Raw genomic sequence first — 14034 nt, forward strand, 5'->3', positions numbered from 1 at the left:
ATTGCTACAGGATAGAAAAATGCCGGACAGTACAAAATGTTGCCCGGCATTTTGTGATGATATAACAGAGAAATTTGACTAAAAAATGTTACAGGAAAATTTTCGGAGGCGTTAAATAAAAATAAAAGAATATTTTTGGAATGTAATCATGGTAATTATGTAAAACCTGAAAAAATGGAGAGAAAAGCTTGTGGGAAAGGCAGGAATACTATAAAATAAACAGGGAACAATAAAAAGATGAATGGGGTGTCATCTGACAGAGGAGAGAAAAGATGGAACAAAAAATATACAATGAATATGTGGAAATTTTAAAGGAAGAGCTGCTTCCGGCGATGGGATGTACAGAGCCGATTGCAGTAGCTTACGCGGCAGCAGTTGCAGTTCAGGCTCTTGGGGAAAAGCCGGAATCTGTAGAAGTAAATGTCAGTGCAAATATTATTAAGAATGTAAAAAGTGTCGTTGTACCGTGCACAGGAGGACTTCGCGGAATCGGTGCAGCAGTCTGTGCAGGGATTGTAGCCGGATGTCCGGAAAAAGAACTGGAAATTCTGGAAGAGATCACAGGGGAACAGAAAGTAGAAATGAAAAAGATGCTGGATACTATGCCGATGACAATCCGGGAATCCGATAAAGAATATATTTTCGACATCCAGATCAAGGCATGTGCAGGCGGACACAGCGGATACGTAGAGATCGCAGGTTTTCACACCAATGTGATCTGTGTAAAGAAAGATGATGAGATCATCAGAGAAAAAGCATATGAAGAGCAGGGATCCAGCTGTGCGACGGACCGTTCTCTTCTGACTGTGGAGAAGATCATTGAATTCGCAGACTGCGTAGACGTTGCAGACGTAGAGGAAGTTCTGCAGAGACAGATTGATTATAACTGGGCAATTGCCGAAGAAGGCATGACAGGAAACTGGGGGGCTGCCATTGGAAAGACTTTGATGGAAGCATATGGAAACAGTGTACATAACCGTGCGAAAGCGATGGCAGCGGCCGGATCGGATGCAAGAATGAACGGATGTGAACTTCCGGTTGTCATCAATTCGGGAAGCGGTAACCAGGGAATGACAACTTCTCTTCCGGTGATCGTCTATGCAAAAGAGCTGAATGTCTCAAAAGAGATGATGCTCCGCGCGCTGGTTGTGTCAAATCTGATCACAATCCATATGAAGACAGGAATCGGAAGACTGTCTGCATATTGCGGCGCGATCAGTGCAGGATGTGGTGCAGGTGCCGGAATCTGTTATCTGTATGGCGGACATGCATATGAGATTTCTCATGTAATTGTAAATGCAGTTGCCATTAACTCAGGTGTTGTGTGTGATGGAGCGAAGGCAAGCTGCGCGGCAAAAATCGCATCAGCTGTAGAAGCAGGGCTTCTGGGACTTCAGATGCAGAAAAATGGAAAGCAGTTCTATGGCGGAGACGGACTTGTAGAAAAAGGTGTAGAAAACACGATCCGTAATATCGGAGAGCTTGCAAAGAAGGGAATGCGTGAGACGGATAAAACGATCATCCAGATCATGACAAGATAAGAAAAAGAGAAAAGAACTGGTAGAAGAGGCACTTGCATTTACCGGACTTAAGAAAAATATGACTAATATTGAAAAAATAAAACATCTGCGGTATGCATATCGCAGATGTTTTATTTTTGACCGTTAGCTATTTATACTTTTTATTTTTGAATATACTTCTTCAACAACAAAAGCGTATTCTTTACCCCATCCATATGGGATCTTTCATAGTTATGTGATGCATACACCCCAGGGCCAATCAGACCATGACGGATATCATATCCTGCCCGAAGAGTTGCCTCTACATCAGAACCGTAATGCGGATACACATCGATCGCATAATCCAATCCTTCTTCTTTTGCAGTTTCGGCAAGAGCGGATGTTACGTCGTAGTTGTAAGGACCGCCGGAATCTTTTGCGCAAATAGATACCATGCGTTCGGTACATCCGAGATCGGATCCGACGCAGCCCATGTCAACAGAAATCATCTCTGTTGTATCTTCGGCAACAAAACTTCCGCCGTGTCCGACTTCTTCATATACAGTGAAAAGGAGAGAAACTTTGCGGGAAAGCGCAATAGATTCATCTTTTACGCATTTTGCCAGACCGAGAAGGATGGCAGCAGAAAGCTTGTCATCTAAGAAACGGCTTTTGATATAACCGCTCGGTGTGATCTGGGTACGCGGGTCCATGGCGATGATATCTCCAGGCTGTACGCCAAGTGAAAGAGTTCCTTCTTTAGTGTCCACATTTTCGTCCAGAAGGATTTCCATATTTTCTTCTTTTGTCTCAACAGCAGAATCTGCAACATGAACAGAAGGTTCAGTATTTAGTACTACACCGGTATAAACGCGTCCGTCGCGTGTGTGGATCGTGCAGTTTTCCCCATCAGCGGTACTCCACTGGTGTCCACCGAGAGTAGTCGGACGCAGTCTTCCATTGGCTTTGACAGAACGCACCATGGCACCGAGGGTATCAACGTGTGCTGCAAGTACCAGCGGATTCCCCTCTCCGCCGATCGTTACGAATACATTGCCTTTGTTAGAAAGCTGTGGTTCATATCCCATATCTGATAAAGTCTTCATCAGGTATGCAGCCACATCTTTGGTATAACCGGATGGGCTTGGAATAGAAGTTAAAGCTTTCAGTTCGTTTCCGATAAATTCAAGATAATTTTGCATAGAAAATTCCCCCAAAAAATTTATAGTATATATCATAATAGTTTAATGGAAGAGGATGGAAAATGCAATATACATTGAAGGATAATTTAAAAAGGTTATAATAATTGATGAAAAAATAGATTTATGATTTATTAAAAAAGAATCAAATATTGCTTCCGATATATTTGCTGGTGAATTAACCGTATCAGGAGTATAATAGACTTAAAATATTATAGGAGGACAAGGTTAATTATGGGGGAAACATCAAACGCTAATCTACTGACAACGGGATCTATTCCGAAAAAGATTATTATGTTTGCGATTCCGCTTCTATGGGGAAATTTATTCCAGCAGTTGTATAATGTGGCGGATTCGCTGATCGTGGGAAATTTTCTTGGGAATAATGCACTTGCAGCTGTCAGCTCATCAGGGAATCTGATATTCCTGATGGTAGGATTTTTTGGGGGAATTGGCGTGGGAGCCGGTGTTGTCATTGCGAGGTATTTTGGAGCCGGAGAATATGAGAAGCTGAAAAAAGCAATCCATACGGCACTGGCATTTGGTGGCGTATGTGGAATTTTTCTTACGGTTGCCGCGTTGATCCTTGCACCGCAGATTTTAAAACTGATTGGTACGCCGGAAGAGGTACTGCCGAAATCACTGGTTTATTTCAGAGTGTATTTTGCAGGTTCACTTGGATTTGTAATTTATAACTTTGGAATGGGGATTTTGCAGTCACTTGGTGACAGTAAGAGTCCGGTCATCTATCTGATCATTTCAGCGTGTCTGAATGTGATTCTGGATCTGGTGCTGATCGGAGGCTTAGGATTTGGTGTAGGTGCAGCCGCTTTTGCAACGATTGTTTCACAGATATTAAGTGCGGTTCTGTGTATCAGAAAACTGCGCAGGGAACCAGAGGCGTTCCGGTTATCTTTTCGTGAACTTCGGATGAATGGGAATATGCTGCGGCTGATCGTGGTAAACGGAATACCGGCAGGAATCCAGAATTCCATTATTGCGGTTGCAAATGTATTTGTACAGTCGAATATTAATCAGTTTGGGGCTCTGGCAATGGCCGGATGTGGGTCATATTCCAAAATTGAAGGATTTGGATTTATTCCGGTTACCTGCTTCTCACAGGCACTCACGACGTTTATTGGACAGAATCTGGGAGCAAAAGAGTATGACCGGGCAAAAAAAGGGGCATTGTTTGGAACCATTTGTGGAATCGGGATAGCAGAAGTGATCGGAATAGCAGTTTTTTTCTTTTCACCATACCTGATCGCTGCGTTTGGAGGAGATCAAAAAGCAATTGAATATGGAATTGCAGAGGCACATACGATCGCTCTTTTCTATTGTCTGCTTGCGTTTTCGCATTGTATGGCAGCAATTCAGAGAGGGGCGGGAAGAAGTATTGTTCCGATGTTTGTTATGATGCTTGTATGGTGCGGAGTCCGGGTAACCTATATTAGTATTGTTATCAGGATTATTCCGGTGATCAATGTAATCTACTGGGCATATCCACTTACCTGGTTTATCAGTTCGGTGATATTTTTGATTCTGTTTCTTAAGACAGACTGGATTCACGGATTAGAGAAACAGTGACAGGGCGCATAAAAAAAAGCTGTACACTACTTATGTAGTGTGCGGCTTTCTTTTTTTGTTTCATAGGAGATTCCGAAGGAACTTCCTATGAAACAAAAGGCACTGCGTGCCGGAGATGCGCACTCGCACGAAGATGAAGAATGTCGCAAGCGGTCTACGCTCCGCTTCGGTCGTTGCTTAACGAGCGCCACTGGCGCTCAGCAACGCACTCGGCGCGAGAATGTGCCGAGGCACATTCTTTCTTATATTTTTGCGTGAAATTACAGGGAAAGGGAATGAAGTTCCGTAAAAAATGAAGGATAAGATACATCTACACACTGACCATTCTGGATTTCAGTATTTCCCTCGGCGGCAAGGGCTGCGATGGAAAAGGCCATTGCGATCCGGTGATCCAGATAACTGTTGATCTGTCCTCCATGAACCGGATTACCGCCACGGATGATCATGCCGTCGTCGGTTGGTGTTACATCAACGCCCATGGCAAGAAGTCCTTCTGTAGTTGTTTTGATACGGTCAGTCTCTTTGACCTTCAATTCGGCAGCATCCCTGATGATCGTAGTTCCCTCGGCGAAAGCAGCCATCACTGCAATCATCGGAATCTCATCGATCAGTGTAGGGATGATTGCACCTTCTACGGTGGTTCCGTGAAGAGTGCTTGTACGTACAAGAAGATCGGCAGTTGGTTCACCACTGTCACGATTTTCATTTAGATAGGTAATGTCTGCCCCCATTGCCCTGCATACTTCAAGGATTCCGGCACGGGTCGGGTTAGTACCTACATTCTTTATCAGAAGTTCAGAACCTGGAACCAGAAGGGCAGCAGCGATGAAGTAAGCAGCAGAAGAAATATCTCCGGGAACCAGGATCTTCTGTCCGTATAATTCCTCACATGGGAGAATAGATGCAGTTGCACTGCCATCAGAATGTACTTCTGTCTGTACGTTGGCACCGAAGCCATTCAGCATCAGTTCTGTATGATTACGGGAAAGTACAGGTTCTGTAACCAGGGTTAATCCGTCTGCATAAAGTCCTGCCAGGAGTACGGAAGATTTAACCTGAGCAGAAGCTACTTTTGAGTGATAGTGGATTGCGTGCAGGGATGGATTCTGACCGGCAGGAAGCAGGCTGTTGATCAAAAGTGGTGCACACCCGTTCCCATTCTGGCTTAAAATATCAGCGCCCATCATCCCAAGAGGCTCCATGATCCTCTTCATCGGGCGGGAGTTCAGAGAAGCATCGCCGGAAAGAGTGGTGGCAAACGGCTGACCGGAAAGAATACCGGAAATCAGTCTTGTGGTGGTTCCGCTGTTCCCCACATCTAAAAAAGAAGAAGGTTCGGAAAGTCCGTGAAGGCCTTTGCCGTGAACCAGGATACGGTCAGGTGTGTCTTCGATATTGATTCCCATGGCACGAAAGCAGCCGATGGTAGAGAGGCAGTCGGCACCGTGAAGAAAATGTGTGATCTCAGTAGTTCCTTTTGCCAGTGCACCGAACATAATAGAACGGTGGGAGATGGATTTATCGCCGGGAACAGATACTTCCCCGCGAAGCTGTTTAACAGGTTGGATTTGCATAATATAGTAACCTCTCATTCGTAAAATTCTATTTTCAAGCATTGTGACCAATTTACACAAAGTTCTGAAAAGATTTTTTGGACTGTCTTGCATTTAATGATGTGAGTGTCAAAAGTCCTCTTGCAAGCAAGCTTGCATCGGCTTTCTGACCTTTTGACCCTGGTATCATCATTTAATTATTAACGCTCATAAACAATATAACGATGCTTCTGCAAAAGTGCTACTGCCTTCTCACAGGAGATGCTGTCATAGAATTCGATGCGGAGTACGCCTTCTTCAAATTCACGGTTATGAACAATTCCAATGTTCTTAATGCTGAGTGCATTAGAAGCGAGGATGGTCGCAATGGTGGCGATCACACCGGCTTCATCCGGGATGTCACAGTAGATCTCGAATGCACGCTTGATCGGGCCGGCAGAACCGTTTGGCATGGAATTGCGGTAGTTCCGGGAATGGTCGAACATATCGTAGATTCCCTGGGAGTCTCCGGCATCAACCAGTTTTTTCGCTTCATTTAATGTTTCGATATAATTTCCAAGGATCTGGGAAATATTACTCTGATTCTGTGCACAGATATGTTCCCACATGGTCGGTGAGGAAGAGGCGATTCGCGTAATGTCCTTAAAGCCGCCGGCGGCGAGGGTTTTCATCAGCTCATCCTTGGTGTCGGTGTCTCTGACAAAGTTGACCAGACTTGCGGCAATGATATGTGGCAAGTGGCTGATCGTGCCGGTGACGATGTCGTGTTCATGATAATCTAGTACGATCGGAAGTGCACGCAAGGATTCTACGAAGGATGCGTATGCATCAACCTTTTTTTTCGCTACTTTGGCGGAAGGGGTGAGAACAAAGTAAGCGTTCTCGATCAGGATTGGTTTGGAATTGGCAAAACCACTCTTTTCGGAACCGGCCATCGGGTGTCCTCCGATAAAGTAATCCTCCAGTCCCAGCCGGATGATCTCGTCATGGATCGGAGTTTTGACACTTCCGACGTCAGTCAGGATCATATCATCATGCAGGTAAGGCATCATCTGCTTTAAATATGCAGTATTGAAAGCAACCGGGGCACATAAGAAGATGTAGTTGCAGCTTCGGAAATTATCATCGATTGAGGTACAGGCCACATTGATGATGGATTCTTGTGTGGCAAGTGCCAGAGTTTCTCTATTCTTGTCGAAAGCGACAATCTCATAATCCGGATAATATCGCCGGATCGCCTTTGCAATAGAGCCCCCAATGAGTCCGAGTCCGATAAATCCGATTTTTTTCTGTTTCATAATCTTTCGTCCTTTCGTGATAGTCTACCCTTCATAATATAGGAAAACAGGCTATCTGTCAATAAAGCAATACTTTAAAGTGTAAAAGTGAAAGTTTTTGTTGAAATTCTATAAAATAGTTGTGTTTTTATAGAAAGTTTAGTACAATATATCCATGAGAAACTTTAGCAAGGAGGCAGCAAGCATGAAGGTTTACAGAACGGATGAAATTAGAAACGTGGTCCTTTTAGGACATGGGGGAAGCGGAAAGACCAGTCTGGCAGAAGCGATGGCTTATGTATCTGGAGCAACAAATCGTATGGGATCTGTTGAGAACGGTAATACGATCAGTGATTTTGATAAAGAAGAACAGAAACGTAAATTCTCACTTAGCACAAGTCTGATTCCGATTGAATGGGAAAAAGCAAAGATTAATATCCTTGATACACCTGGATATTTTGATTTTGTCGGAGAAGTGGAAGAAGCAGTCAGCGCAGCCGATGCAGCTGTTATCGTTGTTTCCGGAAAAGCCGGTGTGCAGGTAGGAACCGAGAAAGCATGGGAGCTCTGTGATAAGTATAATCTTCCGCGTATGATCTATGTTACTGAGATGGATGTGGATGATGCCAGCTTCCGTCAGGTTGTTGAAGATCTGACCGCAAGATACGGTAAAGTGATCGCACCACATTTCCAACCGATCCGTGAGAACGAGAAATTAGTAGGTTATGTCAATGTTATCAAGAATGCAGGTAGAAGATACACCGGACTTGGACAGAGAGAAGAGTGTGAGATTCCGGATTACTGTCTGCCGAACCTGCAGATTTACAGAGAGAAGCTTCTTGAAGCAGTGGCAGAGACCAGTGAAGCATTTATGGAACGTTATTTTGAGGGAGATGAATTCTCGGTTGAAGAGATCCGCTCTGCCATGAGAACAGAAGTTATGGACGGAGATATCGTTCCGGTAGCAATGGGATCCAATGTTCAGGCACAGGGTGTTGCAAACTTACTGTCTGATATCGTAAGATTTTTCCCAAGTCCGGAATACCGTGAATGCGTAGGTATCAACCGTAAGACCAATGAGATCTTTGAAGCACATCATGATTTTGCAGCCGCAAAGACCGCATATGTATTCAAGACCATGGTAGATCCGTTTATCGGAAAATATTCTTTCGTAAAAGTATGTTCCGGTGTATTAAAGGGGGATGATGTCCTTTACAATCCGGAGTCAGATGCAGAAGCAAAGATCGGCAAGATCTACACCTTATCCGGCAACAAACCGGTAGAAGTTCAGGAACTGTTTGCAGGTGATATCGGAGCGATTGCAAAACTGACAAGTACAAAGACAGGGGATACCCTTTCAACAAAAAATACACCGGTATCTTATGGAAGAACCGAATACTCCAAACCGTATACATATATGAAGTATGTAGTGAATAACAAAGGTGATGAGGACAAGGTATCACAGGCTCTTGCGAAGATGATGGCAGAGGATGTGACACTGAAAGTGGTAAATGACAGTGAGAACCGCCAGTCACTGATTTATGGAATGGGTGACCAGCATCTGGAAGTGACAGCAAGCAAGCTGGCAGAACGTTACAAAGTCGGAATCAGACTGGAGACACCAAAAGTTGCATTCCGTGAGACAATCCGCAAGAATTCGGATGTAGATACCAAGTATAAGAAACAGTCCGGAGGACATGGACAGTATGGACATGTTAAGATGCGTTTTGAACCATCCGGAGATCTGGATACACCGTATGTATTCCAGGAAGAAGTAGTCGGAGGTGCTGTTCCGAAGAACTATTTCCCGGCGGTTGAAAAAGGATTGCAGGAATCTGTATTAAAAGGACCTCTCGCCGGATATCCGGTAGTTGGCGTGAAAGCAACCCTGTATGATGGATCTTACCATCCGGTAGATTCTTCTGAAATGGCATTTAAGACTGCGACGATCCAGGCATTTAAGAAAGGATTTATGGAAGCAGGACCGGTTCTTCTTGAGCCAATCGCATCTGTGAAAGTAACCGTTCCGGATGATTATACCGGAGACGTTATGGGAGATCTGAACAAGAGACGTGGCCGTGTTCTTGGAATGAATCCACAGTCAGGCGGATATCAGGTAATTGAAGCGGATGTACCGATGACAGGCATGTTTGGATATTGCACAACACTTCGTTCTATGACAGGTGGACGAGGAAGCTATTCGTATGAATTTGCCCGTTATGAACAGGCTCCGGCAGATGTACAGGAAAAAGAAATTGAAAAGCGTGCAGCTGAAGAATAAGAATAAGGAAAAGCCGGGAGAAAATCCCGGTTTTTTCTATTGTACTTTCGTACTAAAAGTGGTATACATATTATGATGGTGGCAGCTTCGGCTGTCCCATTGGTATTTTATACAATTTTAGTATTAAAGGCTTAGTATTAAGAGCAAAAGTAGAGGAAAAGAAAAATGAAAATTGTAATTATTGGGGACGGGAAGGTTGGTCATAAACTGACCATACAGTTATCCGAAGAAAATTACGATGTGGTTTTGATTGACCAGAATGAGGGAAAATTAAAAGAAGCACTGAATCAGCTTGATATTCTCTGCATTACCGGAGATGGTGCAGATGCGAAAGTGCAGAAAGAAGCAGGAGTGCCGGGCGCTGATCTTGTTGTGGCATGTGCATCGACAGATGAACTGAATATGCTGAGCTGCCTGCTCGCAAAGAGACTGGGGGCAAAGCACACGATCGCCCGTGTAAGGAATCCAATCTATTATCAGCAGATCGATCTTTTGAAAGAGGACTTAAGACTGAGTATGGCTGTCAACCCGGAACTTATGGCTGCATTTGAGATTTCCAGATCGATCCTTCTTCCGGATACTGCAAAGGTAGAGACTTTTATGAAGGGAAAAGTCGAAATGGTAGAATTCATTGTCAAAGAAAGAAGCCATCTGGGCGGAGTATCGCTTGCTGAGCTTTACCGCAAGTTCCAGATCAAAGTTCTGGTATGTGCTGTAAGACGTGGATCGGAAGTGATCATCCCGAATGGTGATTTTGTCATCCATGATGGAGACCGGCTTCATATTGTTGCATCCCACAAATATATTGAAGAATTTTTCCATCTGATCGGAAAGCGGAAAGAGCCGAAGAATATTCTGGTTTGTGGTGGGGGAAAAGTCGGATATTATCTGGCAAAACAGCTTTTAGGACTTGGTATGCAGGTTAAGATCATTGAGCAGGACTGGAAGAAATGCGAAGATCTCTGCGACCAGCTTCCGAAAGCGACGATCATCTGTGGGAATGCCGCAGATCATGACCTTCTGATCGAAGAAGGAATTGAACAGGCAGATGCCCTGGTCAGCCTGACCGGTATGGATGAGGAGAATATTATCCTTGCACTTTTTGCAAAGACAAAAGGTGTGGACAAGATCGTGGCAAAGGTCAACGAAGACGGACGTGCCCAGCTTGTCGAGGAACTTGGGATCGATCTGATTGTATCAGCAAAGACTGCAACAGCAGATGCGATCATGAGTTATGTGCGTGCACGCCAGAATTCTCTCAAGAATGTCAATGTTGAATCTATGTATCAGCTGGTTGGCGGAAGAGTAGAAGCACTGGAATTTATTATCAAAGAAAAAACAGAATATACAGATATCCCGTTTAAGGATCTGGAACTGAAGCCGAACAATCTGATCGCATGTATCGGAAGAAAACGGCAGATTATTATTCCGGACGGGGATGAATCCATTCAGGTGGGCGACAGTGTTGTAATCGTTACGACCCAGAAGAAAGTTAAGGATATCACAGATATTCTGGCTGAGCAATAGGGGTGAAAAGAAATGAATGTGAAAATGATACGCTATATCATCAGTAAGATGATGGGAGTAGAGGGACTGCTGATGCTGCTTCCGATGATGGTTGGAATTATTTATGGCGAGCACACATCGGTTTATTTTCTGATTACAGCTGCGATCCTGACGGCAATTTATCTGCTGTTTGGCAGAAAATGCCCGGAGAACATGACGATTTATGCCAAAGAAGGTCTGATCATTGTTGCAACGGCCTGGATTTTCTGGTCACTTGCAGGTGCACTTCCATTTGTACTCAGTAAAAGTATTCCAAGCTATGTGGATGCTTTTTTTGAAACAGTATCCGGATTTACGACGACAGGTTCTACGATCCTGACTGAGATTGAAGGACTTCCGAAAGGAATTCTTTTCTGGCGTTCCCTGACACATTGGGTTGGTGGAATGGGAGTGCTGGTATTTGTTATGGTACTTACCTCTCTGGATGAGAAGAATTCCATGCATCTGATGCGTGCGGAAGTTCCGGGACCAGAGGCAGATAAACTGGTTCCAAAGGCAAGAGGAACCGCAAGGATCCTGTATGGAATGTATTTTGCACTGACTGCAATTGAGGTAGTTTTTCTTCTGGCAGGAGGGATGAACCTGTTTGACGCAGTGACACATGCATTCAGTACTGCCGGTACCGGAGGATTTTCCAGCTACAATGCAAGTGTGGCACACTTCAACAGTGCCTACATTGATGGTGTGATCACCGTATTTATGATCCTGTTTGGTATCAATTTTAACCTGTATTTTTTTCTGCTTTTGAAAGAATTTAAGAGTGTATTTAAGAATGAGGAGTTGCGTGCTTACCTGGGAATCATTGCAGGAGCAACCGTTGTGATCACCTGCAATATCGCCGGAGGTTATCATTCTCTTTTAAAGGCATTCCGCTATGCGGCGTTCCAGGTGGCATCCGTGATCACGACAACTGGATTTGTAACGGCAGATTTCAACAAGTGGCCGGAGCTTTCCAAATGTGTTCTGCTTCTTGTGATGGTAATCGGTGCTTCTGCCGGTTCAACAGGCGGTGGTATCAAAGTATCAAGACTTCTGATCCTGGTAAAAAGCATCCGCCGGGAGCTGAAAACTATGATCCATCCGAAAGCAGTCAATATCGTAAAAATAAATGGGAAAAAAGTGAAAGAAGAGACGATGCGGGGGGTATATGTATACTTTATTGCGTATATACTAATCCTGATCGTATCCGTGCTTCTGATCTCGATCAATAACTTTGATTTTACTACTTCATTTACCGGAGTGCTTACTACACTTAATAATGTAGGACCGGGACTGAATCTGGTAGGACCGGTGGAAAATTTTGCGAAGTTCTCAGACTTTTCGAAGATTGTTTTCTGCGTGGATATGCTGATCGGACGACTGGAAATCTTCCCGTTCCTGATGCTGTTCTCGCCGTCACTTTGGAGTAGAAAATTCTAAGACAGCTTTGGTAAGGTAAAACGATGAAAAGGAGAATTTATGAAAAAGAAAAATATAGCGATTAGTTTTCTGCTGCTTTTAGTGGCAGCAGGAATCTGGTATTATGTATCACTGCCGGCTTTTAATATCCATTCTTCCGGAGTGTGGTATTTTGTGCTTGTTCTGGTGCTTGCGGTCGGTCTTGTGCTTGCAGGAAAAAAAGGCTTGCGATACGGAGCGATTGATCTGAAGGAGATGAAAGAATCCAAAGGTTTCAAATGGTGTGTCCGTCTTTTTATTCTTTTGTTAGTGGTTTATCTGGCCGGAACCATTCTTTCTTCACCGATTGTGAATGCGAAGAAATACCAACAGCTTCTGAAGGTAGAAGAGGGCGAATTCACAAAAGATATCGAGGAGCTTTCCTTTGACCAGATCCCGCTTCTGGATAAGGAGTCTGCGCAGCTTTTAGGAGACCGGAAGATGGGAAGCATGTCAGATATGGTATCCCAGTTTGAGGTGGACGATATCTACAGTCAGATCAACTACAAGGATCGTCCGGTCCGTGTGTCACCTTTGAAATATGCGAATCTGATCAAATGGTTTACCAATCGGAAAGATGGACTTCCTGCATATATCCGGATCGATATGGCAAGTCAGACAACGGAGATGGTAAAGCTGGAGCAGGGAATGAAGTATTCGACCAGCGAGCATTTTGGAAGAAATATTTACCGTCATCTTCGTTTTGCGCATCCGACTTATATTTACGGAGACCTTAGTTTTGAAATTGATGATAATGGTGTTCCATACTGGGTAGCACCGGTCAAAAAGTATAATATCGGTCTTTTCGGAGGAGAAACGGTAGGACATGTGGTGCTCTGCAATGCGATCACCGGCGAAATGCAGGACTACAGGATCGATGAAGTCCCGGAATGGATCGACCGAGCCTATTCGGCAGATCTTCTGGTACAGCTTTATGATTATTATGGCACGTTAAAGCATGGGTATTTTAACAGTGTACTCAGCCAGAAAGATTGTCTGAAGACAACAAACGGATATAATTATCTGGCGATTGATGATGATGTATGGGTGTACACGGGAGTAACTTCTGTAAACAGTGACCAGTCCAATGTGGGATTTGTTCTGATGAACCAGAGAACTATGGAGACAAAGTATTATCCGGTGGCAGGTGCGATCGAGGATTCTGCGATGGCATCGGCAGAAGGACAGGTACAGAACCTGAAGTATCGGGCGACTTTCCCGCTGTTGCTTAACATTTCCGGGGAGCCGACTTACTTTATGGCACTTAAGGATGATGCAGGACTTGTGAAAAAGTATGCAATGGTCAATGTCCAGAAGTACCAGGTTGTTGCGATCGGGGATACGGTAAGTGTATGTGAAGAATCCTACAATAATCTGCTTCTTACCAATGGAATCAAGGAAAAAGAAGAAGTGAAGATGGATACCGGCACGATCGAAGGAAAGATCACGAAAATCGCCCAGGGCGTTATAGATGGAGATTCTCATTACTACATTATGCTGGAAGGATCAGATGAGATTTTTGATGTATCGGTAGTCGATTTTATTGAGATCATCAAGTACAATGTGGGAGATGATGTAAAACTGGAGTATGCAAAAGGGGATAAGGCAAATACGGTTTTGTCTTTGAAATAGCAT

General features: G+C 44.1%; 9 protein-coding genes. 6 read left to right on the forward strand and 3 right to left on the reverse strand.

The features are described 5' to 3' along the window. Positions 1-272 precede the first annotated feature (272 nt). Positions 273-1541: an L-cysteine desulfidase family protein gene (locus tag PGZ10_RS03100; protein ID WP_117822902.1), complete on the forward strand. Its 1269-nt coding sequence runs from the start codon at positions 273-275 to the stop codon at positions 1539-1541. Positions 1542-1681: 140 nt separating this feature from the next. Here the strand turns inward: PGZ10_RS03100 and PGZ10_RS03105 are convergent, their stop codons facing one another. After that, positions 1682-2701, reverse strand: coding sequence for a M42 family metallopeptidase (locus PGZ10_RS03105; RefSeq protein WP_117555825.1), 1020 nt, complete (start codon positions 2699-2701; stop codon positions 1682-1684). Positions 2702-2932: 231 nt separating this feature from the next. On the opposite strand from PGZ10_RS03105, the gene PGZ10_RS03110 reads away from it, so the two are divergent. Beyond that, entirely contained in the window at positions 2933-4285 is a 1353-nt protein-coding gene (locus tag PGZ10_RS03110) for an MATE family efflux transporter (protein ID WP_118198734.1), read from the forward strand. Between the two features lie 260 nt (positions 4286-4545). Here the strand turns inward: PGZ10_RS03110 and aroA are convergent, their stop codons facing one another. Beyond that, positions 4546-5859, reverse strand: a complete 1314-nt coding sequence (aroA, locus tag PGZ10_RS03115) for a 3-phosphoshikimate 1-carboxyvinyltransferase (RefSeq protein WP_270540664.1) — start codon at positions 5857-5859, stop codon at positions 4546-4548. 179 nt (positions 5860-6038) lie between these two features. Next, positions 6039-7136 carry a prephenate dehydrogenase gene (locus PGZ10_RS03120; protein WP_173826484.1) on the reverse strand — a complete coding sequence of 366 codons (1098 nt, stop codon included), beginning with the start codon at positions 7134-7136 and terminating at the stop codon, positions 6039-6041. Positions 7137-7320: 184 nt separating this feature from the next. Here PGZ10_RS03120 and PGZ10_RS03125 point away from each other — a divergent pair, with 184 nt between their 5' ends. The 4 genes from PGZ10_RS03125 (at position 7321) to PGZ10_RS03140 (ending at position 14031) form a co-directional block, all read left to right on the forward strand. Further along, positions 7321-9396, forward strand: coding sequence for an elongation factor G (locus tag PGZ10_RS03125; RefSeq protein ID WP_022220725.1), 2076 nt, complete (start codon positions 7321-7323; stop codon positions 9394-9396). A 165-nt stretch (positions 9397-9561) separates the two neighbouring features. Then, positions 9562-10923 (forward strand): Trk system potassium transporter TrkA, encoded by a 1362-nt coding sequence (gene trkA / locus PGZ10_RS03130; protein ID WP_215634097.1) that lies wholly within the window; start codon positions 9562-9564, stop codon positions 10921-10923. Positions 10924-10935: 12 nt separating this feature from the next. Beyond that, positions 10936-12381: a TrkH family potassium uptake protein gene (locus PGZ10_RS03135; RefSeq protein ID WP_118199732.1), complete on the forward strand. Its 1446-nt coding sequence runs from the start codon at positions 10936-10938 to the stop codon at positions 12379-12381. A gap of 39 nt (positions 12382-12420) precedes the next feature. Continuing rightward, on the forward strand, positions 12421-14031 hold the full coding sequence (locus PGZ10_RS03140) for a CvpA family protein (RefSeq protein ID WP_118199733.1): 1611 nt from the start codon (positions 12421-12423) through the stop codon (positions 14029-14031). Positions 14032-14034 lie beyond the last annotated feature (3 nt).

This window comes from Coprococcus sp. AF102-57 (genome assembly GCF_027686195.1).
Classification (GTDB): domain Bacteria; phylum Bacillota; class Clostridia; order Lachnospirales; family Lachnospiraceae; genus Allocoprococcus; species Allocoprococcus comes.